21 protein-coding genes and 3 pseudogenes are annotated in these 25,246 nt (G+C 52.5%); 14 read left to right on the forward strand and 10 right to left on the reverse strand.

Annotation, left to right across the window (positions count from 1 at the left end):
- The first annotated feature begins 6 nt into the window (after positions 1-6).
- Positions 7-444 carry an Hsp20/alpha crystallin family protein gene (locus tag BQ8005_RS04455; protein WP_021847336.1) on the forward strand — a complete coding sequence of 146 codons (438 nt, stop codon included), beginning with the start codon at positions 7-9 and terminating at the stop codon, positions 442-444.
- A 72-nt stretch (positions 445-516) separates the two neighbouring features.
- On the opposite strand, the gene BQ8005_RS04460 is transcribed toward BQ8005_RS04455, so the two are convergent.
- Both BQ8005_RS04460 and BQ8005_RS04465 read right to left on the reverse strand, forming a co-directional pair.
- Positions 517-1,482 (reverse strand): YitT family protein, encoded by a 966-nt coding sequence (locus BQ8005_RS04460; protein WP_075317193.1) that lies wholly within the window; start codon positions 1,480-1,482, stop codon positions 517-519.
- A 105-nt stretch (positions 1,483-1,587) separates the two neighbouring features.
- Entirely contained in the window at positions 1,588-2,382 is a 795-nt protein-coding gene (locus BQ8005_RS04465; RefSeq protein WP_075317194.1) for a DnaJ domain-containing protein, read from the reverse strand.
- Between the two features lie 187 nt (positions 2,383-2,569).
- On the opposite strand from BQ8005_RS04465, the gene BQ8005_RS04470 reads away from it, so the two are divergent.
- The 9 genes and pseudogenes from BQ8005_RS04470 to BQ8005_RS17965 form a co-directional block, all read left to right on the forward strand.
- Positions 2,570-3,481: a tyrosine-type recombinase/integrase gene (locus BQ8005_RS04470; protein ID WP_075317195.1), complete on the forward strand. Its 912-nt coding sequence runs from the start codon at positions 2,570-2,572 to the stop codon at positions 3,479-3,481.
- A gap of 639 nt (positions 3,482-4,120) precedes the next feature.
- Positions 4,121-4,729: a DUF3575 domain-containing protein gene (locus tag BQ8005_RS04475; RefSeq protein ID WP_200806324.1), complete on the forward strand. Its 609-nt coding sequence runs from the start codon at positions 4,121-4,123 to the stop codon at positions 4,727-4,729.
- Positions 4,729-5,793: a DUF5119 domain-containing protein gene (locus BQ8005_RS04480; RefSeq protein ID WP_075317196.1), complete on the forward strand. Its 1,065-nt coding sequence runs from the start codon at positions 4,729-4,731 to the stop codon at positions 5,791-5,793. Before BQ8005_RS04475 ends, BQ8005_RS04480 begins: the two co-directional genes overlap by 1 nt.
- Before the next feature lie 70 nt (positions 5,794-5,863).
- The gene (locus BQ8005_RS04485) at positions 5,864-6,802 is read left to right on the forward strand and encodes a fimbrillin family protein (protein WP_075317197.1); all 939 of its coding nucleotides are present in this window, start codon (positions 5,864-5,866) and stop codon (positions 6,800-6,802) included.
- Positions 6,803-6,925: 123 nt separating this feature from the next.
- Entirely contained in the window at positions 6,926-7,774 is an 849-nt protein-coding gene (locus BQ8005_RS04490; RefSeq protein ID WP_075317198.1) for a DUF4469 domain-containing protein, read from the forward strand.
- A 128-nt stretch (positions 7,775-7,902) separates the two neighbouring features.
- Complete coding sequence (locus BQ8005_RS04495; protein WP_075317199.1) at positions 7,903-8,793, forward strand: fimbrillin family protein; 891 nt, start codon at positions 7,903-7,905, stop codon at positions 8,791-8,793.
- A gap of 31 nt (positions 8,794-8,824) precedes the next feature.
- Positions 8,825-9,847: a FimB/Mfa2 family fimbrial subunit gene (locus BQ8005_RS04500; RefSeq protein ID WP_075318938.1), complete on the forward strand. Its 1,023-nt coding sequence runs from the start codon at positions 8,825-8,827 to the stop codon at positions 9,845-9,847.
- Positions 9,848-9,874: 27 nt separating this feature from the next.
- A complete protein-coding gene (locus BQ8005_RS04505) occupies positions 9,875-12,955 on the forward strand; it encodes a DUF4906 domain-containing protein (RefSeq protein WP_075317200.1) in 3,081 nt (1,026 codons plus the stop codon).
- Between the two features lie 364 nt (positions 12,956-13,319).
- Positions 13,320-14,300 (forward strand): annotated as a pseudogene (locus tag BQ8005_RS17965) (RNA pseudouridine synthase); the annotation flags it as partial.
- A gap of 443 nt (positions 14,301-14,743) precedes the next feature.
- Here BQ8005_RS17965 and BQ8005_RS04515 read toward each other — a convergent pair.
- The 7 genes and pseudogenes from BQ8005_RS04515 to BQ8005_RS17855 all read right to left on the reverse strand — a co-directional run.
- Complete coding sequence (locus tag BQ8005_RS04515) at positions 14,744-16,264, reverse strand: hypothetical protein (protein WP_075317202.1); 1,521 nt, start codon at positions 16,262-16,264, stop codon at positions 14,744-14,746.
- 23 nt (positions 16,265-16,287) lie between these two features.
- Entirely contained in the window at positions 16,288-16,440 is a 153-nt protein-coding gene (locus tag BQ8005_RS17345) for a hypothetical protein (RefSeq protein WP_159436209.1), read from the reverse strand.
- Positions 16,441-16,470: 30 nt separating this feature from the next.
- Positions 16,471-16,743: a hypothetical protein gene (locus tag BQ8005_RS04520; protein ID WP_075317203.1), complete on the reverse strand. Its 273-nt coding sequence runs from the start codon at positions 16,741-16,743 to the stop codon at positions 16,471-16,473.
- A gap of 134 nt (positions 16,744-16,877) precedes the next feature.
- Entirely contained in the window at positions 16,878-17,111 is a 234-nt protein-coding gene (locus BQ8005_RS04525; protein WP_159436210.1) for a helix-turn-helix domain-containing protein, read from the reverse strand.
- Positions 17,021-18,256 carry a hypothetical protein gene (locus BQ8005_RS17350; protein ID WP_159436211.1) on the reverse strand — a complete coding sequence of 412 codons (1,236 nt, stop codon included), beginning with the start codon at positions 18,254-18,256 and terminating at the stop codon, positions 17,021-17,023. Before BQ8005_RS17350 ends, BQ8005_RS04525 begins: the two co-directional genes overlap by 91 nt.
- A gap of 110 nt (positions 18,257-18,366) precedes the next feature.
- Positions 18,367-18,552: pseudogene (locus BQ8005_RS17630) on the reverse strand (hypothetical protein); the annotation flags it as partial.
- A pseudogene (locus BQ8005_RS17855) lies at positions 18,553-18,807 on the reverse strand (carboxypeptidase regulatory-like domain-containing protein); the annotation flags it as partial.
- 108 nt (positions 18,808-18,915) lie between these two features.
- On the opposite strand from BQ8005_RS17855, the gene BQ8005_RS04535 reads away from it, so the two are divergent.
- The gene (locus tag BQ8005_RS04535) at positions 18,916-20,226 is read left to right on the forward strand and encodes a rhamnogalacturonidase (protein WP_075317206.1); all 1,311 of its coding nucleotides are present in this window, start codon (positions 18,916-18,918) and stop codon (positions 20,224-20,226) included.
- Between the two features lie 47 nt (positions 20,227-20,273).
- Here BQ8005_RS04535 and BQ8005_RS04540 read toward each other — a convergent pair whose 3' ends face one another.
- Positions 20,274-20,987: a 6-phosphogluconolactonase gene (locus BQ8005_RS04540; protein ID WP_075317207.1), complete on the reverse strand. Its 714-nt coding sequence runs from the start codon at positions 20,985-20,987 to the stop codon at positions 20,274-20,276.
- A gap of 63 nt (positions 20,988-21,050) precedes the next feature.
- Here BQ8005_RS04540 and BQ8005_RS04545 point away from each other — a divergent pair, with 63 nt between their 5' ends.
- From BQ8005_RS04545 to BQ8005_RS04555, 3 genes are all read left to right on the forward strand, one after another.
- Entirely contained in the window at positions 21,051-22,244 is a 1,194-nt protein-coding gene (locus tag BQ8005_RS04545) for a dicarboxylate/amino acid:cation symporter (protein WP_075317208.1), read from the forward strand.
- An 83-nt stretch (positions 22,245-22,327) separates the two neighbouring features.
- A complete protein-coding gene (locus tag BQ8005_RS04550; protein ID WP_075317209.1) occupies positions 22,328-23,986 on the forward strand; it encodes a long-chain fatty acid--CoA ligase in 1,659 nt (552 codons plus the stop codon).
- Complete coding sequence (locus BQ8005_RS04555; RefSeq protein ID WP_075317210.1) at positions 23,983-25,215, forward strand: LA_2272 family surface repeat-containing protein; 1,233 nt, start codon at positions 23,983-23,985, stop codon at positions 25,213-25,215. Before BQ8005_RS04550 ends, BQ8005_RS04555 begins: the two co-directional genes overlap by 4 nt.
- Positions 25,216-25,246: the final 31 nt, after the last annotated feature.

A 25,246-nucleotide genomic window follows, 5' to 3' on the forward strand; every position in this document is an offset into this window, starting at 1 on the left:
ACAACTATGATGCCGATTAGAAAGTACAACAATCAGAACTGGTTACCGAGTATCTTTAACGATTTCTTTGATAACGATTGGATGGTAAAAGCCAACGCTACTGCTCCTGCCATCAATGTAATAGAAAACGAAAAAGATTACAAAGTAGAAGTTGCTGCTCCGGGCATGACGAAGGAAGACTTCAACATCCATCTGGGCGAAGACAATGAATTGGTCATCACAATGGAGAAAAAGAACGAAACCAAGGAAGAAGACAAGGAAAACAAGAAGTACTTGCGTCGTGAGTTCTCTTACTCAAAATTCCAACAAGCTTTTGTTCTGCCTGAAGATGTCGAGAAAGACAAAATCAGCGCCAACGTCACAGACGGTGTGTTGACCATTGAGTTACCTAAACGCACACCCGAAGAAAAGGCTAAAATCAACCGTGTAATTGAAATCCATTAATTGCACAATACCTTGTAGTAATTTGTCCAAGGCTGCTTTCCCCGCGAGGGAAGAGCAGCCTTTTTTTATGTTTTATTCCGGTTGCAACTCGTTGGCAGACGAAGGCAATTGCTTCCACCCTTCGCCAAAAGCATCGTAAGCATCGGTCACTACTACAAAAGCACGAGGATCCACTTCCTTTATCTTCAGCTTCACGCCCGCCACTTCTTTATAGCTCACCACGAGGAAAAGCATTTCTTTATCAGTGCCCGTATACAGTCCACTGCTCTTGATACACGTAGCAGTACGATCCAGATCCTCAAGGATGTATTTGTGCAAGTCAGTCATCTTGATATCGCTGATGACGAATATCAGCTTGTCATTCTTCGACCCGTTTATCATATAAGCAATGACACGCGAATAAATGAAAATGGAAATCAATGAATAGAAAGAAAGAAACAAGGCCGGTTGCACCATATCTTCAGCACTTCCGATGCCAAAACCGATCACAACAAGACCGAAACACACCACCACCCCGTCGGCCAACAGAATGGCTCTCGAAAAACGGATGTGGCAATACTTCTGCAACAACATCCCCACAATGTCTGTTCCTCCCGTAGTAGCCTGATTACGAACCACAATACCACCACCGATACCGATAAGCGTAGCACCGATAACTGTCGTCAGCATCAGATGATCGGACAAGTCCATACAGCCTCCCAGCAGTTGCGTAGGGTCAAGTGCCTCTAGCGCTTCCTGTGTAGGATAGGCCACCCGCGACAGCATATTCATTATAAAAGGTGTAACCAAGGCAGCCGCTATGGTACGCGACCCCAGCTTGGCTCCGAGCAAAACGACTGAAAGGATAAGCAGCGGGATGTCGAACATATAACCGAACGTACCCACCTGAATGGAAGGGAAAAGATTGTGAAGCACAATACTCGCTCCATACACTCCTCCCGGAATGATATTATAGGGGTTGATAAAAAACACAAAACCGGCTGCAAGAATGGTACATCCTAACAGGATGCTAATCCATGAATAGATTGTTTTCTTCATATAGTATTATTTTTATGCAGCAAAAATACAGAATTCCTACGGATAAACCGCAACAACCCCTGAGAAAAATCTCATTTCTCCATTACCTGGCTCCACATCTTCCGGCTACTTCAATCCACGGGCCTTATAGATGCGTTCCTTCGCTTCGTTGATTTCCTGGAATTTCATTTCGGCAGCCTTACGGATATCCTCACCCAGTGCCGCCACCTTGTCCGGATGATGCTTCAAGGCCAGACGACGATAAGCCGCACGAACTTCGGCATCCGTAGCTTCGGGAGAAATTTCAAGCACCTTGTAGGCATCTTCCAGCGAACTGCCACGCAGGTTGAGCATTGACTCTACCTCTTTTACCGACAGTCCCATGGCTACAGCTACCTCCTTCAGCGCTTCGATCTCGGCTTGGCAGACATTTCCATCGCTCTGCGCTATCTTCACCAGAAAATCCAGCATTTGCAAACGCTGTTCGTAGGTCAGGTTGACAGCTATCTGCGCACCACAGTCGTGGATCGTATTCTTGAATGCCATCGGATCGGTCCGCTCCATCTGCTTCCGCCGTTCAAACAGGTTCAGCAGAATCTGTTCACCTTCAGCCACGGCACCTTCACCAAAGTTTACCCGCAGGAAACGGCGCACAAACTCCATCTCGCTGTGCATGATACGCCCGTCGGCCCGGATAATGTACGAAGCCATGACAAGCATAGCAAAAAGGAAACTGTTGCGCTGCCCAATGTCTTCGCACCCCGATGAAGTCGGCCCATAATATTCACGTCCTGTCGCACCCTGTGCTTCCACGTCCGTCGCCTTATCGAACAGTGCTCCTATCGCATAACCGGCCAGCGCCCCCAATGGTCCCATGGCCATAAATCCAACGACACCGCCAATCCATTTTCCGTATCCCATGACTCTATAATTTTATCCTATATAAAAAACAAATTTTCACAAAGGAACGCATTTTTCAGCTGTTTGCCAAAATCGGAAACAACAATTAAAACAAAATCATATTTTTGTAACAAATCGAAATAAACAAAACCAGCCTTATTTGCGATTATAATATGCTATTAACCAATAATAAACAAAAAACGATTGTATGAAACATCCTAAAGATGATTTTATCACCTACATGGCTGCCGTAACAGACCGACTCCAAAGTCAGGAGCGCTTGGGTACGGCACATGTCTATCGGAGTACACTCAACCGTATCAATGAATTTATGGAAGGAAAGCATTTACCATTTGAGGACATTACCCCTTCATGGCTACAGACCTTCCAGAATTACCTGCTGAAGCAGATGCTCAATTGGAATACGGTTTCCACCTACATGCGCATGCTTCGCGCAGTCTACTACCGTGCCGTCGACGAAGGCCTTGCCCCCTTCCGTCCGCGGCTGTTCAAAGGAGTCTACACCGGTACACGCGTCACGGTGAAGCGTGCGCTCGACGAGCAGGCTCTCCGTCAACTGGAGAAGCCTCGCCCTCTGCCCGACCGTCTGGAACGTACCCGCCTCCTTTTCATGTTGCTCTTCATGCTGCGCGGCATTCCTTTTGTCGACATCGCCTACATGCGCCGCTGCGACCTGAATGGCGACGTGCTGACCTACCGCCGTCGGAAGACCGGTGCCTGGCTGACGGTACGTATCGAACCCGCAGCCATGGAACTGATTGAAAAGCTGAAAAGCCACGATCCGGATTCTCCCTATCTTTTTCCCTTCATCAAGTCGACCGGTGCCGAAGGGTATAGAGAATACTGCAATGCACTACGCCGGTTCAACTACCAGCTGAGGCGACTAACGTCGCAAATAACAAGCGATGTGAAACTGAGCAGCTACAGCGCCCGTCACAGCTGGGCCACTCTGGCCAACTACTGCAACTTCCAGCCCGAGCTGATCAGCAACGCCATGGGGCATTCGTCGGTCAAAGTCACCGAAACTTACTTCAAACGCCACACCGACGACCGCATCAACGAGATGAACCGAAGCATTCTCGCGTACTTATTTATATAAATAAGGGAATAAGAAAAAGAAAAACACATCCGTTACTTTGTAGGTAACGGGAAGTTGGTCGTTTATGGTTGCAAAGAACGTTTTTTTTTACATAAAAACCAAATATCTTTATAAATTTAACGCTAAAAGAAGAGATTTTTTTTATTGTACTTTTTCTTTCGCTTGCCCGAAAGAAAAAGATACCAAAAAGAAAGGGCCCCGTCTGCACTTCCGGGGCTGCTCCAGACGACTTTCAGTCTAAAGGACAGAAACTCGCTACGCTCAAACAGTCTGTCCTTCTTCACGCCTGAAATTCGCCTTCCACTTCACGCCCCTACAGTGAGGCCGGATAGCCATGCGGACTATGTACGCAGATATCTAAAATTCAGACACATACAGATTCTCCTTTCAATGCGCAGCTCGGGCCTAATCGGAGGGGCGTAAAGCGAAGCCACGCTGTTTGCGTAAAAAAAGGCAGGCTGTCTGAGCGTAGCGAGTTCCTGCCTTTTAGCAAACAACGGGAGCGAAGTAGCCCCAGAGGTTCAGCCCTTGATTTTTTCTTTTGGTATCTTTTCTTTTGTATCAAGGCAAAAGAAAAGTACATCCGTTACCTACAAAGTAACGGAGTAAAAAAAATAAAAACCATCGACATCAATCAATATGCATCGGATTCGACACTTTTCGCTACTCTGCCTGCTCGCCTGCTGCCTCTCTGCGGGGATGCAAGCCCAAACAAAAGGGGCCAACGAAACCGCTCCCTGGTCTATCAAAAGCAACCTGCTGTATGACGTCGCGCTCATGCCCTCGCTCGAAGTGGAATACCGCTTCAGTGAACACTGGTCCGCAGCCGTCGAAGGAAACATGGCATGGTGGACCAACGACAGCAAACACCGCTACTACCAGCTGGCCACCATCATTCCCGAAGCCCGCTGGTGGTTCCGTCCGCAAGGCGAACGCAAGGGACACTATCTAGGTCTCTTCGGTGGAGGCGGTTGGTACGACCTGGAAGATGGCGATAAAGGCTACCGCGGCGAAGGCGGTATGGTGGGCCTCAGCTATGGCTACCAGTTCCCCGTCGGACGCCACTGCGCCTTCGAAGCAGGCATCGGCGTAGGCTTCATGACCACCAAATACGACGAATACCTGCCCATCGACGGCCACTACGTCTACCAGCAGACCAGCCGTTTCAACTATTTCGGCCCCCTAAAACTGAAATTTGCTTTTGTATGGAACATCGGCCGCGGCGCGGAGAAAGGAGGAAACAGATAATGAAGAATGAAGAACGAAAAATGAAGAATATCGCACTGGCCGGAACCATGCTGTTGGCGGCAGTGCTAACCACCGGTTGCCGCAAAGACCTGTGCTTCGACCACGACGAACATGCCCCGGCCGTCCGGACCGACGTCCAGCCCGACTGGATGCAAGAATGGGAGAACCCCTATCTGGGAGGAGAAATCCAGTTGGACTGGGAAGCCATCTGGGAAGAACAAGGCTGGCCCCGCAGCTACGACGAATTCCGCCCCGAAGTGGCCGACGGCATACGCTCCATCGTCTACAACACCGACGAACAACCGTCCGTCAGCAACCTCGAAAGCGACGGCGGCATCATCTCCATGAGCCAGGGAACCCACTCCATCCTGTTCTATAACAACGACACGGAGTACATCATCTTCGACGGGACAGATAACTCCGCCTCGGCCACGGCCAGCACCCGTACCCGCACCCGAGCTGGCTACCAGGCACCCGAGCCGCATCAGGACGAGCGTACCATCACCACGCCCGACAATCTGTATGCCTCCTATGTGCCCAGCTACGAGGCCCACAAGTCAATCACGCCCGACGTCCTGCCCGTCACCATGTTCCCCCGCACCTATACCTACCTGATACGCTACCGCTTCAAGTCCGGCTTGCAATACGTGGCCCAGGCCAAGGGCGCCCTGGCCGGCATGGCCGAACGTGTGTTCCTGAACGACGGCCACACCGACGCCGAAGCCGCCACCCTGCTCTTCGACTGCAAGGTGGACGAAAAGGGTTGCACAGCCGAAGTAAGCTGCTTCGGCGTACCCAACTTTGCCTACAAGACCAACGAGTACACCGACGACCCTGCCAAGCTGCACTGCGTGCTCAACCTCGAAGTGCTGCTCAACAACGGCAAGCGCCTCACGTTCGACCGCGACGTCAGCGAAGCCATGCGCTTGCAGCCCCGCGGCGGCATCCTGCTCTTCGACGATATCGAGATTTCCGATGAAGACGGACTGGAAGGCTCAGGCGGCTTCGACCCCGACGTCGAGGACTGGGGCGACGTGATAGAAGTTCCCCTGCCCATTGATTGAGAATGGAAAATTGATAATGAACAAATAGATTAACCAACTTTATTTTTTAACCCTTTAATTATTTACGATTATGAAGAAAGGTTTAATGATGCTGGGCATAGCAACCATGATGCTGGCCAGCTGTACAAACGAGGATGTGCTGAATGTATCGGACAGCCGCGCTATTGGATTTAATACTTTTGTAGGCAATACCACAAAAGCAATTATGACAGATGATGGATTCAGAGAATTTTCTGTTTTCGGCGGTTATGATGGTGATTTAATGAATGTATTCGGCGAAAATAAAGAAGGAGACAATGTTGGCCAATCTGTAACCTCCACTGATGGAACGACTTGGACATACTCTCCTACCAAGTACTGGACAGAAGGGAAGCAATACACATTCCAGGCCTATTCACCTTCTACTGCAAATGGTGAACCTTCAGCAACAGGTGTAAATATTAACGGCTTTACAGCTGACGGTGGAACTGACCTGCTCGTATCCAACGTTGTTTCTATGAATGGTTCATCTCCTTCTGAAATTTCACTGACATTCCGCCACATCTTGTCATTGATTCAATTCAAATTCAGCACAACTATCAGTGGTGCGAACGTTACGATCAACGATTTACAGGTAAATGCCCTGCCTAACACAGGTAATTATACTAATGCAGGAGAAAATGGAACTTGGGCAACAAGTGGAAATGCCAACTATTCCCTGACTGTTGCAAATGCTGTAACTACTGATGCAGCACAGACAAGTACATATGCCATGATATTGCCACAAAATCCTAAAGACATTACAGTGACATTCAAAGTAAGTGCTAGTGGAAGTATTGAAATTAACAACGCTGAGCACACCGTTAAATTACCAGACTTGACTTTGACTGAAGGCAACCAATATACGTACACTGCTGAAATTACAGCGCAGAACATCGACCCAGAAAATCCGTTGGAAGAGATTGTATTCGGCGACCCGACTGTAAAGGATTGGGAAGAAGATACAACTGGACATCCAGTTGTAGAATAAGAAATAAAACTATAACAAACTTTATCCCTCAGCCCGGGCAGGCCTGACCGCCTACCCGGGCACAACGCAGCCCCGCGCTGCACAAGCAAACCTGAACATTGACCCATTAAAAACCGAACGATCATGGCACAGAACCAATTCTCAATGGACCTCAACCTGAAGGCCTACCCCAACCAACTGACACCCGACGTCGACGATGACTACACCGTCCGCGTCGACACACAAAGCACCCCGCTCAATCTCGACGACATCGCCCGTGCCGCCGCCGGACGCCTCGGCGACGAAGAAGTGAAGGTGAAAGCCGCCCTTCAGGTGGGCATGGAAGTCATAGCCCAGGCCGTGGCCAGTGGATTCTGCGTCTCCACCCCCCTGTGCTACGCCCAGCCCATGGCTAGCGGCGTGGTGATGGAACACGAACTCTCCCTGCCCGTCGACCGCGAAAAGATCCGCGTCTACGCCTCCTTCCGCCAGGGCACTGCCATGACCGAAGCCCTGAAAAGCACCAAACTCCGCCTCTACCTCCAGCCCGCCGCCACCGGCCCCTACATCGCCGGCATGACCAGCGCCTACACCGAACAGAAGGAGAAGAACGGCGTCCTGACCGACGTCCCCCTGCCCATGGCCGCAGGCGACATGGCCGTCATCACGGGCGACAACCTCAAAGTAGTGGGCACCGACCCGTCCGTGGGCATCACCCTGACGAGCGTCGACAACCCCGACACCTCGTTCCACATCCCCGCCGCCAAGATTTCGCCCAACACGCCCAAGAAGCTCCAGTTCAACCTGCCCACCGGCATCACCGACGGCGCCTGGACGCTGACCGTCACCACCCAGTTTGCCGGCGGCAACTACCGGACCAACGAACCCCGCAGCTTCACCCTGAACAAACCCGTCTACATAGGCGCCGCCCCCGAAACCGGAAGCGAAACCGGCGATGGCGGTGACGACGGCGAAGGAGGCAGCCCGCTGTAACAAGCCCCGCTTAACGGACCATTAACCGTCCACTTAACAGGCCATTAAGCGTCCACTTAATAGGCTATTAAGCGGCTATTTAATAGCCTATTAAATAAAAATCTTGACAAACTAACCAACGAACAGATATGAGACTCATTTCAGCAAAAACAATCCTCGGCCTTTCCGCCCTGCTGCTTACGGCGGCCTGTACCGACGAGCTGGCCGAAAATCCGGCCGATGGTGCCCGCCCCATCTCCTTCACGCCTGCGGCGGAGACGCGCGCGGCGGTGGAGGGAACTACACTACATGCCGATTTCAACGTGTGGGGCGGATATGACAACAATGCCACCAATGTATTCAACGGTGTGACCGTCCAATTCCCCAACTGGACCTATACCGGCGGCACCCAGTACTGGATTCCGGGGAAAACATATAATTTCTATGGAGTGTATCCGACCGGTGTCAATGCTTCATGCGCCACGGACGGCACGCTGACCGTCAGCAGCTTTGACTGCTCCAAGACGGGCAGCGAGGCGGTAGACCTGATGACAGCCAGCCGGACGGGAATTTCTTATACAGCAGAGCAGACGCCGCAGCCGGTGGATATGCAGTTTGGGCATGAGCTGGCGAGGGTGAATGTGGTGGCTACCGTGGAAGGTGGCGATGCCACAGTCACCAACATCACTTTTGCAGGTATGGCAACCAAGGGTGATTACAGCAGTACCGGCGGATGGAGCAATACGGCGGCGGGTAGCTTTGCCAATTCAACACACCAGACCTTGAACACGGAAGGAGTTGATTTGCTGGGCGACATGCTGCTCATCCCGCAAGCGGTGTCGGGTTTTACCCTTACGGTAGATTATACTGTGGGGGGGATAGCCCAACCTCAGAGAGTGATTACTTTGCCAACCACCATTTCCCAATGGGACAAGGGAAAAAGCTATAAATATACGCTGTCCTTTAAGCGCAACACGCTGACAGTCACCGTAAAGGTAGTGGACTGGAATGAAGAGGATACCTCCGTGTCGTGGGGATAATAGAAAGGGAACAATGAAAAGAAACAACGATATGAAACACTTATCTTACCATTACATCGTGGCCTTGCTGGCCGCCTGCCTGCTGTCGGCAACCTTTGCCGGTTGCACCCGCGAGGCCGACGAGCCGGTGGCCGACGGATGCACGGCCACCATCAGGCTGGACATCCCCATGCTCGAAGCGACTACGCGCATCACGACGCCCACCAAGGAGCAGGAATCGCAAATCAATCTCCTGCGCATCATCATCCTGTCGCAAGGGGCAACCAGTATCAACCAAACATTTACCGCTAATGACCTTACGGGCGGCAGCATTACGATAGACAACGTACCCGTGGGACCGGTGCAGATGTATGTTATAGCTAACGAGGCGAGCTTGGGCAAGGACTACAGCGACCTGAAGACATTGCAGGCCGATATTGAACAGGAAACCGGAAAGGTGCACATCCATGACGACAAGCGCGAACACTTCCCCAAGCGCGGCTCGGCAACGGAATTTCCCGCGAAGGGACTGCCTATGAGTTGGATGGACAAGAACCTGACCATTGAGCCGCCTACAGCCGGTACGCCGCAGACTGTTTCGGTGAATTTGGTGCGCACGGTGGCCAAGCTGAACATACTGATGAGCAATGCCTTGACCGACGCAATCACTATCGACCAGATGTTGTTCGGTCCGTTTTTTGGCAATTGCCTCTACCTCTTTGCCGAGCAAAACCTCGATGTGCCCGACGATACGGGCTATGACTCCAAGCAATACACAGGCTTGAGCATCGAGATACCGGGTGGCGAGACCGCGCAACTGACGCTCTACATCTATCCGTCGTTTGCATGGACCGACCCAGAGGCTGTTTCGCCCTACACCATTGGGTTTCATACGAAGGCAGGAAAAGAATATTTGCCCCAATCTTTTGTGGACAAAAACGGTGCTATCAACTCCATAGCCCGCAACACGCAGGTCAACATACATGCCACGCTCAGCACGCCGGCCAATGTGGAGATAAGTTTTGAGGTAGTGCCTTGGGCAGAGAAGAACGTGGAGGTTCCACCGTTCAATTGATAAATGTACAGTGATTAATATACAGATATGAAAGCAAGCAAGTATTTACAGATGATAGGCCTGATGCTGTCATTGGTGGCGGTGTCGTGTGTGGACGATACGTTCGTAGACAACCGTACTCGCGTGGAAGAGGGACTTCCGGCCAGCGTGCAGCTCGGTTTCCAGGCCGAGGAAAGCTCGGTCATCACCCGTGCCGAGCAGGATGCTGAATATGAAAACCGGGTGGATAATATATATGTATTGGTGTTCGACGGAGCGGGCGACCGTCATTTTGGCAAGTTCTGTACCGATGGTGACGGGTTGAGCTATGCCGACGGCACTACCGGGCACAATTCGGGAACCGTCTTCTTTGAGACTACCTCGCTGAACGATGCCCGCATCGTGGGCATTGCCAACCTGACGACTGCCACTACTTCGACGGCATACAGCATCACGAAAGAAACACTCGATGCCATCCAGAACTTGACCGAGCTGAAGGCACTTGTCATGAAGATGAAGAGCGAGTCGGTCTACCGCGGCGCCCTGTTCATGATGACCGGTTATGCCAAGGACAAGGACAACCCCGACAGCGAAGTGGTGACCATTCCCGGCGGCGAAGGCAGCACGCAAACCCTGAATGCTACCCTCAAGCTGGAACGCACCGATGCCAAGGTGAAGTTTGTAATCAAGACCAGCCCCAATCCTCCCGACGGAAAACAGTGGACAGAGTTTTCTTTCCTGCCCAAGACATGGACGGTGAAGCGGGTGCCCATGCAGTCGTATGTGTTGAAGGCCGAGACCGGCGACTATGACGATGCTGCGGATGCCACCTATTTCAGCACCCCGGCCATACCGTTCGAGGAAATCACCCGCAACGCGACCGATGCCAACCTGTACGACGGCGGCAGCTTCGTGTTCTACATGCCCGAGAACAAAAAGGCGCCCCTGAAAGAAATAGCCTCCACCGGCGACGCTAACGCCGATTATGCCGCACGTGAAGCCTGGAGCGGTGAAGATGAGAAGGGCGACAAGAAGTTTACGAATGCCAATGCCAACTCTGCCTACGTGGAAATGACCGGAACGCTTTCCTACAAGGACAACGACGGGCAGCAGGTGAGTGCCGACGTGCGCTTCACGGTGCACCTGGGCTATGCTTCGGGCAATGCCAACGACTACGACACCGAGCGCAACGGATATTATACCTATACGATAACGGTAAGGGGAATAGATGATATTATTTTCGAGGTGACTTATCACAATGACCGCCGCCCGGGCTACGAGGGAGACGTGGTATATAGCAGCGACCAGATATTTGAGTTTGACTCGCACTACGACCGCCGCCTCATTACGCTGAACAAATCGGACATCAAGAACGACATGAAGTGGAGTGTCAACACTCCCTTCAGTCGCGGCATACACGAAATGAAAGATGAAATCCCAAAGGAGATGCGTGACTATCGCTGGATTAAGTTTGCCGTAAATGCCGATTATGGGGTAGGTGCAGGCAGTTACGTGAAGTATCCGGGCGACCAGAACTATAATGACCCGTACCCGATGGATGCTTCGAATAATAATTTGCCGTCGCCTTATTATCAGGCCTTGGGTTATGGGGATGCCCGCCTGCGCGACATTGACCAGCTGATAAAATACCTGCAAGAGGAAGCAGCCAAGTCCAACTCTCCCATCTTTGACACCCAAGGCAATGTGGCTATTACAGTCTTTGTAGATGAGAACCTGTACTTCAATCACCCGCTTACGAACGAGCCGGGCGAGAATAACCGCTCGTTGTGGAAGCTGACAGCCGACAAGGAAGACCGGCAGATGCACATCATAGCAGGCGGTTCGGAGTATAGCGATGACGGCAATTCGAGCATTGTTCACTCCAAGTTCTCATTCAAACAGCGCACCATCCGCACCATCTTCAACGTGGACAAGGAAGGCCTGACCACAGCCTGGGGACTGGAATCGACCATGGAAACGGGACGCTTGGCAACCGGCGATGTGTCGCAAGGTACAGACACCCGCAACGGACGTGCCAACTGCCTGAAGTGGCTGGTAGGGAAGCAATGGACACAGGTGCTCAGTACAGCCGACCATTATAAACTGAACAGTGGTTATGACAATGCTGCATACGCATGTATGTTGCGAAACCGCGACTTGAACGGAGACAACATCATAGACGCCAACGAAGTCCGTTGGTATCTGGCCAGCATCGACCAGCTGACCGACATCTATCTGGGTGAATATGCCTTGGACGAACAGTCGCGCCTGTATCCCAGCAATGCGGCTGACAGGGAAGGTAAGGTACGTTGGCATTATACCAGCTCGTCGGCTTATGACAATAACTCGTGGATACTCTGGGCCGAAGAAGGGGCATCGCGAGGTGGTTCGGGCGGCTCTATTGATGATGATGGAAAAACAAATACATTATTCTCTTATCGCTGTGCCCGCAACTTGGGTCTTCCGCTTGATAAACCGGAGGAACTGCCTGCCGACTTGGTTTCTGTAACAGAGGAGGCCGATGGTAGTTATCTGATTGATATGACCAATATGAGTGTAAAGGCACGTCGCCCTAATTATGAGGTGAATCGTCTGCCTGCACACAACGAACGCGATGCTGATAACAGGCCGTATGCCAAATTCCGGGTGCATAAGGATTGTTATGCTTATCCGTTGGAGGTAGTAAATGGTGACCATACAGGTCCTTATTCAGCAGCATCAACAGAATATCAAGCAGGTTATAATTGGATAGATAAGCAGAATTGGCTCTATTATCAAACAGTAGACCCCAGCCCGGAAGGCTATCGCATACCGAACCAGCGCGAGTTGCTGATTATGTCTTCTCGCTTGACGGCTGATCAATGGCCTGTATATTCGGTTACTGCAACATATTGGGTAAGAGACTCTGGTTGGGGTAATTGGAATCATAAGGAACATCAGGAAACAAAGACATTTTCCGATTTAAAGCCCGACCGTTATGTGTGCCAGACAGCTTTTTCCTTGAATGGAAATTCACCCTACACTTCATTGCGTGAAGGTTTTCTTTGGGAACCAATAACTGGGGTGTTCTTTTTGCAGAATAAGCGGGATGAGACCGGCTGGATTCGCCCTGTTCAAGACGTGCAGTAACCCATACATATATCCCCGCCGCGAGGCGGGTCATCCTCTTCCGCTTGGCGAAGCAGAGTGGATCTTAAGCTTATTATCGCAATAAGCAATTGTTTGTTTTGTTTGTCAAGCCATGCGGCCACGGGTCGTATGGCTTGTTTTTTTACAGGCCCCAATTGTTCATACGAATAGCTTTTGCTATATTTGCGGGCTTTAAATTCAAATTTTCCATTATCAATTATCCATTCTCAATTCTATGGCCGACAACTATCTGGAACGCCAGCGCGATGCCTACGAGGCCCGCAAGGCGGCATGGGAAAAGAAGAAGAAACACGCGGCGGGGCTGAGGAAAGCCGCCACACGCACCACCGACGACGGGGCGGAGATGCTCCACCCGTTCGCCTCGCCTACCGAGGGCATCGAGCCGCCCCGGCGGTTCACCTATCCCTTTGCCTACACGCCCCACCCGCTCTGCCTGCTGGCCGCGCACGAGGTGCAGCAATACCTGGCGGCGCAGACGCAGTGGCACGACGAGCTGGAGCGCGGCAAGATGTTCGGCGTGCTGGTGGTGCGCACCCGCGAGGGGAAGCTGGGCTACCTGGCCGCCTTCTCGGGCATCCTGGCGGGGCAGAACCGCCTGCCCTTCTTCGTGCCGCCCGTCTACGACCTGCTCCGGCCCGACGGCTTCTTCAAGCAGGAGGAAGAACAGATTTCCGCCCTGAACCGCCGCATCGCCGCGCTCGAGGCCGACGAGAACATGCGTCTGCTGAAGGAAGAGCTGGACGATATTCAGCGCCAGGCAGACGAAAACCTGGCCGAAATGCGGCGTCTGATGAAGGAGGCCCGCGACGCACGCCACCGCCTGCGCCAATCGGCCAACCTGACGCCCGATGAGGAAGCCGCCCTGACACGCGAAAGCCAGCACCAGAAGGCCGAATACAAGCGCACCGAACGCGCCTGGCAGGCCCGCAAGGCGGCCTTGCAAACCCTCTTCGACAGCCTGCAGGATCCAATCCGCAAGCTGAAAGCCGAACGCCACCGCCGCTCCGCCGCTCTGCAGATGCGCCTCTTCTGGCACTTCAAGATGCTCAACGCCCGCGGCGAGGCGAAGGACCTCTGCACCATCTTCGCCCCCACCCGCCAGGGCACCCCGCCCGCCGGTGCCGGCGAATGTGCCGCGCCCAAGCTGCTCCAGCAGGCCTACCTCCACAAGTGGAAGCCCCTCTGCATGGCCGAATTCTGGTGGGGCCGCTCGCCGGCGAACGAGATACGCGAGCACGGCCGCTTCTACCCCGCCTGCACGGGCAAGTGCGGCCCCATCCTGAAGCACATGCTCCAGGGCCTCGACGTAGACGACAACCCGCTGCNGCTGGCCGACGGCCTGGCTGTAGGCGGGCTCCAGCGCCTCGATGTGGAGTTCGGCAGGCGTGGTTTTGGTGATAAGGTCGAGTGCGTTGTTGTGGAACTCGCTGCAAGAGCCGATGGTCATGCGGCTCATGCCAAATGATTTGATTTGTGTTGCCATAACGTTAAAATTTTAAGGATTAATAGTGTATTTGATTGGTTTCAGTTTGCCGACAGCTTTCCGCGGCTCGCCGAAGGGCTTCAGAACCTTGCCGACAGCTTTCCGCGGACTTCCGTAGGGCTTCGGAACCCTGCCGACAGCTTTCCGCGGACCTCCGAAGGGCTTCGGAACCTTGCCGACAGCTTTCCGCGAACTTCCGTAGGGCTTCGGAACCTTGCCGACAGCTTTCCGCAGACTTCCGTAGGGCTACGGCGACTTGCCGAAAGCTGTCGGCTGATTCCGGTTTACTGCAATACGGGTTCTCCGCCGTCATCTTCGTAGCCGTTATGTCCGGCTTCGACAGGACTCGGTTTAACAATGGTTGTGACATTACTGTTTTCATCTGAATACATGTTTAACATCCTGTCCCAAAACTCCTTCTTGGTGTCCCACAATGTCAGGGTCAGTTGCTGATTATCTTGCTGGTTCCCGCACTTCAAATCCCCCAAATATGCGTTATTGGTTATATCGAGAGCCGTCATCTTGTTGCCATGACACCACAAAATTTTAAGCTCTTCCAAAGTACTGACATCCAACGAGACAAGTTGATTATCGCTGCACTCCAAATCCGTCAGACTGGTCAGCCCGGTTACATCAAGGGTAGTCAGTTGATTACCGCTGCACAACAAATTCTTCAGACTGGTCAGCCCGGTTACATCAAGGGCAGTCAGTTGATTATCGTTGCACACCAAAAACATCAGTTTGGTCAGCTTGGTTACATCAAGGGTAGTCAATTGATTACCCATGCAATCCAAAGTCTCCAGATCGGTGAAGTACTCAATGCCGGCAAGGCTGGTAATGTTTTTATTTTGCAAAGGCAAGAAAGGTCCCCCATTCCTTATTATTTGCAATTTGTTATACTCATCCAGGGATACGGTGCCATCGGGGTTCGCCCTCCATTGGATATTTGAGTTGAATTCTTCCACGGCATTGGCAAACGCCGCATTGAGGGCCTCGGTGAAATTGGCGATATCCAGTACGCCCAGGTTGGTAATCCTTCCGGCGGTGAAGGTCACCTGTTTTGTGGTGGTCTTGACGTATGTCTTGCCGCCTTCACCCATATAGTTCAGGGTAATGCCGCCCGTCAGCGTGCCGGGAGCCACGACGAAGTAGTACTCCTCGCCTTTCGTGAAGGTTCCCGTCAGCGTTACCGACCGGGAAGCGCTTCCCGTGGCGGTCAGCGTACCATCGGCGATGGTATAGGTCAGTTCGCCTGACAGTGCGTCGCTTTCTTGGTTGGCGGTCAGGGTAACTTCCGTCACACCCTCTGCGTCCACGGTGAACTTGGCCAGGGCGCAGAGGTTCTGGAACGTCAGATTTTTGCTGCCGTCAGTCGCCTGTGCCCACGAGGGGTTCAGCCCTTCGGCAAAGCCGCCTGCCGTGGCTGTCTGCGTGGCGGGCAGGGTGAAGGTGATGGCAGTGTTGTCGAGGGTCAGCGTCCCGTCGTCGGTGTAGGGATAGAAGGCGGTGTAGGTATCGGTCACTTTGGCCTCGCCTTCCAGGGTGGCGGTGCTGCCGCTGACTTCGGTTGCTTCAAACTTGCAGATGGTTTCCGTTCCGTCGTAGATGGCTACCAGGTCGCCCTGCGTCCAGTTGACGGCATGGCCGTCCTCGCCCAGCGAGGTACGTGTCTGCGGCATTCCGGCGGTGAAGGTCATGTGTACCTTCCCCGTGCTGCCGCTTTCGTTGTTCTCAATGATTTCTTCGTTGCCGCAGGCTGCCAACAGCAGGGCCAGTGCGGCGATGGTCATGTTTTTTGCTTTCATTGTTATATTTATTTGTTCAGAATTTACCAAATCTCTTCGTCGCTGTCTTCAAAACCACGGTGTGTGGCTCTGTAATCGCTGCCGCACAGCACGCCTTCATTCTGTATTTCAATAATCTCACATTTGGGAGCTTCGTAGGCCTCGCGGCCATTCGCCGCCTGTTGTTTTTCGTTCATTGTCTTCATGTTTTCGTTCATTTTAACGGTTTATAATATGGATGTAATCTCGTCGGAAGTCAGTTTCCGGTAGCGGCGGATGAGGCAGTCTATCGTCGAGGCCGACAGGCTTTGGAGCATCAGCTTGTGGGCCAGGGCGTCGAAGGTGTTGTCGAAGCGGCGGCGGTACACCAGTCGCTCGCCCCGCTCCAGCCGCGGACGCAACAGGGCGTCGCGCTCGTCGTCGGTGCAGAACAGGATGCGGCGTCGGCGGCCGTCGTCGGTGATGTACACCCAGCAGATGTCAGTGTCGAAAAGATTCATGCGTCGTTACTCGGTTTGAATGACGGCGCGAAAGTAAATAAACGGGGAGAAAAGGAATTTCGTATGCGCAATTTTTAATTTCGTATGCGCAAAACGTTGTTTTTCAATGGGCTACAAAGGCTTTTTTTTTCTTTTCATTGTCTTGAAGACGAGAATTTGCGGTATTCGCCGGGCGTTATACCGTAATGGTCGCGGTAGCAACGGATGAAACTGCTCTGCGACTGGAAGCCGCAGGCATGGCCAATTTCGCCCAGCGACAGTTCGGGGTGGTTGTCTATCAGGTAGCGGGCACGACGGACACGGACGGCTGCGACGTACTGCGACACACTACAGTGTTGCTCGGTGCAGGCGGCCACGGCATCGGCCACGTAGGTACGGTTGGTGCCCAACAGGTCGGCCAGCTCGTCGCGGCCCAGGCGGGGGCGGCGCAGCACTTCTTCGTCGGCCAGCAACGCTTGCAGGCGACGGAAGAGCTGCATCTCGCGCGACAGTTCCGCAGGACGTCGGCCAGCGAACGGTAGTAGCGCGCCATGCGGGCCTGGTTGCCCCGGCTGCGGCTGTAGTCGGCCAGCAGGCGCAGGATGCGTTCGGCCTCGGCGTTGTTACCGGCCAGGCGTTCGTAGCGGGCCAGCGTATATTGCAGCTCCTCCTGTTGCGAGGGGTCGGCATACATCTTATTATATAGCAGCATCGTGTCGCGCCAGGCGGTGGCGGCGGGCAGGTCGGCACGGCTGATGAGCACCTTGAGGCGGTACATGGCGTTCTGCACCCGCAGCACGGGATTGACAGCGATGCCTTTCATCACCTCCCACTGGCGGATGTAAGCGGGCAGCGAGTCGCTCAGGGCCAGGGCCTCATCGTAGCGTCCCCAGTCTTGCAGGATGTTGACAAGGTTGAAGCCGCTGCGGGCTGCCAGTCCGGGCGAACCGTAGCGGATAGCCCCGTCGAGGGCCTGGCGGTAGTGGCGGGCGGCCACGGAGTCCTGGCCGTTGCTCAGGTAGCACTGGCCGAAGTAGAAGTCGGCGTTTATCTGACCGAAGGGATGATGATGGTGGCGGGCATAGTCGGCCATGCCGCGCAGGGAAAGGACGGCATCCACGTAGTCGCCCCACACGAGCAGGCGGTCGGCACGGCGCGCCCAGGTGGAATAGAGCAGGGAGTCGTCGGCCTGTGCCTGGTAGTAGGCTATCAGTTCGTCGGCGGCGCGCAGGAAGCCCGGCTTGTCGCCCATCGCCTCGTAGCGCGAGAGCATGGCCGAACGGAACACGTAGTCGAAGTGGGCATTGCCGGTGGCCACGGCGCGTTCCAGTCCGCGCCGCTGCATGTCGAAGAAGGCAGGCGACCGGAGGCTGTCGAACATCTGCATGGACAGGGCATAGAGGGCGCTGTCGCCGAAGTAGCCGTCCTGCTTCTGCGCCCGCAGGCTGCCCGCGGCGAGCAGCAGGACGAAGGCCAGGAGCCAGACGGCCGGGCGGCCCTGCCACAGGGAGTGTGTATGGGAATGGTTCATCATTTCTGTATCGTGTTTTCGCCGTCACCGGCCGTTCCGTCGGCAAAGGTACGCTTTTTCGGGCAAAGGCCGGTCTTCTGCTGTCCGGAATTTTTCCTCTCTGCCTCCACGGCTCAGAATTCCACCGTCAGGCCGATGGTGGGCAGCAGAGTGCCGCTCTCCTGCTTCAGGCGTTTCATGACGTAACGCTGCTCGGAGGCGGGGGCTTCGGGATTCTCGACGACGCCGGTGCTCATCAGCACGTCCTGCTGGCGGAGAACGCTCTTCGTGACGTTCTGCAGGTCGAGGTAGATGCCCGGCGCCACGTGCTCGATGCGGAACTGCCCCAGGCTGTCGGTCGAAGCGCCCTGGCCGGGATTACCGTAAAGCGACACGTTGGCGTAGGGCACAGGCTGGCGCGAGAGTTTGTCCACTACCCTGCCCCGGACGGTGAAGCCCTGGGCCATCAGCTGCAAAGGCAGCCACATGCATAAGATGGTAAGAAGAATGCGAGACATATCAGTTTGAATAGATTTTGCATTACACATTTCAAAGGCAAAGATAGAAAAAGTCATTCCACGCAGGATTAAAATCAATCATTTTCTCCCGACAAAGGCAATATTTCTTAAGTTTGCAGCCGTGAATATACTTGATTACAACACACATTAAAAGAAATTACAGCCATGAAACTGATTGCCTTATTCGTAAGCGCCCTCCTCAGCCTGCCGATGTTCGGACAGCAGGATCTCTTCCCCGACGGGACGCCGATACCCGAGTGGTTCAGACAAAATGAAATTGTAAATATCCGCGACCTGGGCACCGTCTACAACCTGGCCGACTATGGCGTGGTGAACGACAGCACCGTGCTCCAGACGGAAAAGATACAGGCCGTCATCGACCGTGCCGCCGAGCAGGGCGGTGTAGTCATCGTGCCGAAGGGTACCTACCTGACCGGCGCCCTGTTCTTCAAACCCCGCACCCACCTGCATCTGGAAGAAGGCGCCACACTGAAAGGCAGCGACGACATCAGCAACTTCCCCATCGTGGATACCCGCATCGAAGGACAAACCGTGAAATACTTCTCTGCCCTGATCAACGCCGACAAGGTGAACGGCTTCACCATCTCGGGCAGTGGTACCATCAACGGCAACGGCCTACGCTACTGGAAATCGTTCTGGCTCCGCCGCCAATGGAACCCCAAATGCACCAACATGGACGAGATGCGTCCGCGTCTGGTATATATCTCGAACAGCAACGATGTGCAACTCTCCGGCGTGCGCTTCATCAACTCGCCTTTCTGGACCACACACCTCTACCGCTGCAACAACGTAAAACTGCTGGGCCTGCACATCTTCGCTCCGGCTGCTCCCGTAAAAGCTCCGAGTAGCGACGCGGTGGACGTAGATGCCTGCACCAACGTACTGATCAAAGGTTGCTACATGTCGGTAAACGACGACGCCGTAGCCCTGAAAGGTGGCAAAGGCCCGCAGGCCGACAAGGATCCGAACAACGGCGGAAACCGCAACGTCATCATCGAGGACTGCACATACGGATTCTGCCACAGCGGACTGACTTGCGGCAGCGAGTCCATCCACAACCACAACATCATCCTGCGCCGTTGTACCATCACGCAAGCCAGCCGCATCCTGTGGTTGAAAATGCGTCCCGACACTCCGCAACATTACAACTACATCACGGTGGAAGACGTGAAAGGCGACGCCAAAAGTTGTATCCTGGTACGCCCGTGGACACAGTTTTTCGACTTGAAAGGACAGAAAGAGATGCCGAAATCGTATGCCGATCAGGTGACGATGCGCAACATCACCCTGAAGTGCAACACGTTCTTTGACGTCGAAGGTTCCGACCAATATGAACTCACCAACTTCACTTTCGAGAACATGGACATCGAAGCTGAGAAGGGCGATGTAGACAAGTCGCTCATCCGGAACTTCCAACTGAAAAACGTAAAGGTAAATGGAAAATTAATTAAATAGACAAGTAGAAAAACACACAACCGGGGAGCACGAACGCTCCACCAGACTCATTGCCCGCCTTCTGCGCAGACGTCCATAAACAGCCTGACGTCGGCCGCATGGTGGGCAATGTAGCTTACAGGAGAAGTATCCCCCGAATTCAACACATCGTGAACGATTCCTGCCCTGTCCTTGCCTACTGCCAACAGGACAATCCGGGACGCAGCAAGCATCAGTGTACCAGTCATGGTGATACATCGCTGTCCGCTGTAAGGATCGGTACAGGCAACATACAATTGTGACGAAGCAAGCAAATGTTCTTGTCCGGGATAAAGCGATGCGACATGTCCGTCCGGCTCTACACCCAGCAGCACCGCATCGAACACCGGCATACCACCAACCATGGGCACAGCTGCACGGATCTTGCCGGCATAACGAACCGCCTCCGCCTTCAAATTGGAAGCACTGCCACAAAGGATTGGAAAAACCGAATCGGACGGAAAAGAAACCTTATCAATCAACAGTCGGGAAAAAATGCCGTAATTACTGTCCGAATGTTCCATGGGAACATGGTGCTCATCGGTCCAATAAATACGCATCCGATGCCAGGGAGTTACATCGCCGTAATCATAGGCCCAAACATCGAACAAAGGCCACAGACCATCGCCTCCTGAAAAAGCAAAATTGAATACTTTCTCCGGAGAGGCGTTCATCATGCCGATGAGATGTTCGATCAACGCATGATAAGTTCCTATAGCTGTTTCCTTCGTATATGTTTTCATAATTGATACTGTTTGTAAAACAAAAAGCGTTCTTTATTTGTTCATAGGAAAAATGAGATTTAAATGAAAAAGATACATATCGGCCTCCTGCCCCGCATCGTGATAGCCATCGCTGCGGGCATCGCCTTCGGAAATGTGCTACCCATGATGCTGATCAGGGCTTTTGTCACGTTCAACGGCATCTTCAGTGAGTTCCTGAACTTCTCCATCCCGCTCATTATCGTCGGGCTGGTGACCGTCGCTATTGCCAACATCGGCAAAGGAGCAGGCAAGATGTTACTGGCCACCGTACTGATAGCCTATGGTGCCACGCTGTTTGCAGGCTTCCTGTCCTACTTCACCGGCACTACCTTCTTCCCGTCGCTCATACAGCAGGACGTTCCGCTGGAGCAGGTGAGCGAGGCCCAAGGCATCCTCCCCTACTTCAACGTAGCCATTCCTCCGCTAATGAATGTCATGACAGCCCTCGTCCTGGCCTTCACCCTGGGACTGGGCTTGGCCCACCTGAAGACAGATGCGCTGAAGAATGTAGCACTGGACTTTCAGGAAATTGTCGTGAAAACCATCAGTACCGTCATCTTGCCCTTGCTGCCCGTCTATATTTTCGGCATCTTCTTGAACATGACCCGCTCAGGACAGGTATTCGGCATTCTCAGTGTGTTCATTAAGATTATCGGTATCATCTTCCTGCTGCACATCTTCCTGCTGGTCTTCCAGTATTGCATCGCTGCACTGTTCGTCCGCCGCAATCCATTCAGACTACTGGGACGGATGATGCCTGCCTACTTCACGGCACTGGGCACGCAGTCGTCGGCCGCCACCATCCCCGTCACCCTGGAACAGACCGTCAAAAATGGCGTATCGCCCGGAATAGCAGGATTTGTTATTCCGCTCTGTGCCACCATCCATCTGTCCGGCAGTACACTGAAGATTGTGGCCTGTGCCCTGGCACTGATGATAATGCAAGGCATACACTATGACTTCCAATTGTTTGCCGGTTTCATCTTCATGCTGGGAATCACAATGGTTGCGGCACCGGGAGTCCCCGGAGGAGCCATCATGGCATCACTCGGCATCCTTCAGTCCATTTTGGGTTTCGGCGAATCGGAACAGGCGCTGATGATAGCTCTGTACATTGCCATGGACAGTTTCGGAACAGCCTGCAACGTCACAGGAGACGGAGCCATCGCACTGGTTATCGACAAAATTTATACCAAACGACAAGCAAGAAGAAACAAACAGGAACTTGTTGCCTAAACAATAAAATTTATACTAATTCGTTTGTGTTATATAGAGAAAAAGCTATATTTGCACAAATCTAACAAAAATGTGCAATAATTATGGAACAAAGTTTTATCGCATACATTGAGAAGAGTATTAAAGACAACTGGGATCTGGACGCCCTGACCGACTACAAGGGAGCAACCCTACAATACAAAGACGTTGCACGAAAAATAGAAAAGCTTCACATTATCTTTGAAGCAAGCGGCATTAAGAAAGGAGACAAAATTGCCGTCTGCGGTCGTAACAGCTCGCACTGGGGAGTCACTTTCCTGGCTACACTGACCTACGGAGCAGTCATTGTACCCATCCTGCACGAATTCAAAGCTGACAACATACACAACATTGTAAATCACTCTGAAGCCAAACTGCTTTTTGTGGGCGATATGGTATGGGAAAATCTGAATGAAAACGCCATGCCACTGCTGGAAGGCATTTTCATGATGACAGACTTTTCGATTCTCGTTTCCCGAAGCGAAAAGGTGGATTATGCCCGCGAACACCTCAACGAACTCTTTGGCAAGAAATATCCTAAGAACTTCCGCAAGGAACACGTTTTTTATCACAAAGATCAGCCGGAGGAACTGGCCGTCATCAACTACACTTCAGGAACCACCAGCTACTCCAAGGGAGTAATGCTGCCCTACCGCAGCCTTTGGTCGAATACAGCCTTCGCCTTCCAAGTTCTGCCGCTGAAGTGTGGTGACAAAGTTGTATCCATGCTTCCGATGGCCCACATGTACGGACTGGCCTTTGAATTCCTGTATGAAATTGCTGTGGGTTGCCACATCTATTACCTGACCCGCATGCCAAGTCCGAAGATTATTTTCCAGGCATTTGCCGAAGTGAAGCCACGCATCGTTGTCGCCGTGCCGCTCATCATCGAAAAGATTATCAAAAAGAATGTATTGCCCAAACTGGAAACACCGACTATGAAACTATTGCTGAAAGTACCTTTTGTCAACGATAAGATCAAGGCTACCGTACGCGAACAAATGGTACAGGCATTCGGCGGAAACTTCGAAGAGGTCATTATCGGTGGAGCAGCCTTCAATCACGATGTAGAACAGTTTCTCAAAATGATAGATTTCCCCTATACCGTAGGTTACGGCATGACCGAATGCGGTCCTATTATCTGCTACGAAGACTGGAAACGCTTCAAACCGGGATCATGCGGAAAAGCTGCCCCACGTATGGAAATCAAAATAGCCTCACCAGACCCGGAAAATATCCCAGGTGAAATCATCTGCCGCGGCCCCAACGTGATGCTTGGCTACTACAAAAACGAAGAAGCTACCCAGGAAGTACTGGAACCGGACGGCTGGCTGCATACAGGTGACTTAGCTCTGATGGACCGTGAAGGAAACGTTACGATCAAGGGACGCAGCAAGAATATGCTCCTTGGCCCCAGCGGACAGAACATTTATCCGGAGGAAATTGAAGACAAACTGAACAATATGCCGTATGTGGCCGAAAGCATCATTGTACAGCAGAACGAACGACTGGTCGGCCTGGTCTATCCAGACTTCGACGATGCTTTCGCCCATGGCCTGACCAACGAAGACATCGAACGGGTTATGGAAGAAAATCGGGTAGCCTTGAATGCCGAACTTCCAGCCTACAGCCAGCTTTATAAAATGAAAATCTATCCGGAAGAGTTTGAAAAGACTCCCAAGAAGTCCATCAAGCGTTTCCTGTATCAAGAGGCCAAAGGATGAGAAAACAAAACTCTATAATACTTCTGATGTCCCTGCTCATGGCAGGGACTCTTTTTGCCCAATCCCCTACCCAACAGTCGGCTTCCAGCTCACTGAAACCCGTCGGTATCAATCTGTCATTATGGAAAGGCATCTCTACACAAACAGCTGACAGCATAGGTACTACAATCTTCAACCTGGGCTTTTTTTCTTCACAGAACAATCTGACCGGACTAGGAATTAATATATTGGGAAGCAACACACGACAGAATGTAAAAGGCATCCAATTGGCAGGATTTTCAAACAGTGTAGGACATCGTATGCAAGGCATCCAACTGTCAGGAATCACCAACATCAACAAACATGGCTATCGAGGGCTGTCCGCTGCCGGAATGGTCAGTATCAATGGGAATGAAGGGGTAGGAATGTTGGCCTCAGGCTTAGTCAGCATCACAGGTGAGAACAACCGGGGAATTACTACTGCCGGATTGATGAACTTCATTGGCGATAATGGTAGCGGTCTACTACTGACTGGTATAGCCAACATTACAGGCAACAACTATCACGGACTGACACTATCTGGATTGATGAACGTGGCCGGAGGTTCTTCAGCGGGAGTACAACTAGGCGGGCTACTTAACATTACAGGTGAAGATATGCAGGGACTCCAACTGTCGGGAATAGGGAATGTAGCGGGACGCGAACTCAAAGGAGTACAAATCGGCTTGCTCAATATGGCTTCTCGTGCCAAGGGAATGCAAATCGGCTTGTTCAATTATTACAAGGAGAAATTCGACGGCTTACAACTGGGCTTAGTCAATGCCAATCCGCACACCCGCATACAACTCTTGGTTTCAGGAAGCAATACGACTAAATTGAATCTGGGCGCCCGTTTCAAAAACAACTGGCTCTACACCATTCTAGGAGTTGGTGCTCCCTATTTTGACTTTAACGATAAGTTTTCCGGTGCGGTTTTCTATCGTGCCGGAGCAGAATTGCCTCTCTACAAACGTCTATTTGTCAGCGGAGACCTGGGATACAGTCATATTGAAACATTCCGCAAGAACGAGGTAAACTGTCCAGCCCGTCTATATTCTCTGCAAACACGTATCAATATGGAATACAGACTGACCGAAAATGTGGGCCTATTTGTCAGTGGAGGCTATGGCTGGGACCGCCACTACGACCATAATGCGACCTATGACAAAGGAATAATCATAGAGGGCGGCATTGTACTGTTCAAATACTAAATGCCGCCCTCCGGATTCAATAATTCAATCT

Origin of the sequence: Bacteroides togonis (genome assembly GCF_900130135.1) — a bacterium.
Taxonomy (GTDB): Bacteria; Bacteroidota; Bacteroidia; order Bacteroidales; family Bacteroidaceae; genus Bacteroides; species Bacteroides pullorum.

Bases quoted from the DNA above. Each gene is read 5' to 3' on its own strand.
- BQ8005_RS04475 (WP_200806324.1), top strand. From the start codon at position 4,121: ATGCATCGGATTCGACACTTTTCGCTACTCTGCCTGCTCGCCTGCTGC.
- BQ8005_RS04515 (WP_075317202.1), bottom strand. From the start codon at position 16,264: ATGAAAGCAAAAAACATGACCATCGCCGCACTGGCCCTGCTGTTGGCA.
- BQ8005_RS04545 (WP_075317208.1), top strand. From the start codon at position 21,051: ATGAAAAAGATACATATCGGCCTCCTGCCCCGCATCGTGATAGCCATC.
- BQ8005_RS04490 (WP_075317198.1), top strand. From the start codon at position 6,926: ATGGCACAGAACCAATTCTCAATGGACCTCAACCTGAAGGCCTACCCC.
- BQ8005_RS04500 (WP_075318938.1), top strand. From the start codon at position 8,825: ATGAAACACTTATCTTACCATTACATCGTGGCCTTGCTGGCCGCCTGC.
- BQ8005_RS04455 (WP_021847336.1), top strand. From the start codon at position 7: ATGATGCCGATTAGAAAGTACAACAATCAGAACTGGTTACCGAGTATC.
- BQ8005_RS04520 (WP_075317203.1), bottom strand. From the start codon at position 16,743: ATGAATCTTTTCGACACTGACATCTGCTGGGTGTACATCACCGACGAC.
- BQ8005_RS04550 (WP_075317209.1), top strand. From the start codon at position 22,328: ATGGAACAAAGTTTTATCGCATACATTGAGAAGAGTATTAAAGACAAC.
- BQ8005_RS04495 (WP_075317199.1), top strand. From the start codon at position 7,903: ATGAGACTCATTTCAGCAAAAACAATCCTCGGCCTTTCCGCCCTGCTG.
- BQ8005_RS17345 (WP_159436209.1), bottom strand. From the start codon at position 16,440: ATGAACGAAAAACAACAGGCGGCGAATGGCCGCGAGGCCTACGAAGCT.
- BQ8005_RS04505 (WP_075317200.1), top strand. From the start codon at position 9,875: ATGAAAGCAAGCAAGTATTTACAGATGATAGGCCTGATGCTGTCATTG.
- BQ8005_RS17350 (WP_159436211.1), bottom strand. From the start codon at position 18,256: ATGATGAACCATTCCCATACACACTCCCTGTGGCAGGGCCGCCCGGCC.
- BQ8005_RS04555 (WP_075317210.1), top strand. From the start codon at position 23,983: ATGAGAAAACAAAACTCTATAATACTTCTGATGTCCCTGCTCATGGCA.
- BQ8005_RS04535 (WP_075317206.1), top strand. From the start codon at position 18,916: ATGAAACTGATTGCCTTATTCGTAAGCGCCCTCCTCAGCCTGCCGATG.
- BQ8005_RS04540 (WP_075317207.1), bottom strand. From the start codon at position 20,987: ATGAAAACATATACGAAGGAAACAGCTATAGGAACTTATCATGCGTTG.
- BQ8005_RS04485 (WP_075317197.1), top strand. From the start codon at position 5,864: ATGAAGAAAGGTTTAATGATGCTGGGCATAGCAACCATGATGCTGGCC.
- BQ8005_RS04460 (WP_075317193.1), bottom strand. From the start codon at position 1,482: ATGAAGAAAACAATCTATTCATGGATTAGCATCCTGTTAGGATGTACC.
- BQ8005_RS04465 (WP_075317194.1), bottom strand. From the start codon at position 2,382: ATGGGATACGGAAAATGGATTGGCGGTGTCGTTGGATTTATGGCCATG.
- BQ8005_RS04480 (WP_075317196.1), top strand. From the start codon at position 4,729: ATGAAGAATGAAGAACGAAAAATGAAGAATATCGCACTGGCCGGAACC.
- BQ8005_RS04470 (WP_075317195.1), top strand. From the start codon at position 2,570: ATGAAACATCCTAAAGATGATTTTATCACCTACATGGCTGCCGTAACA.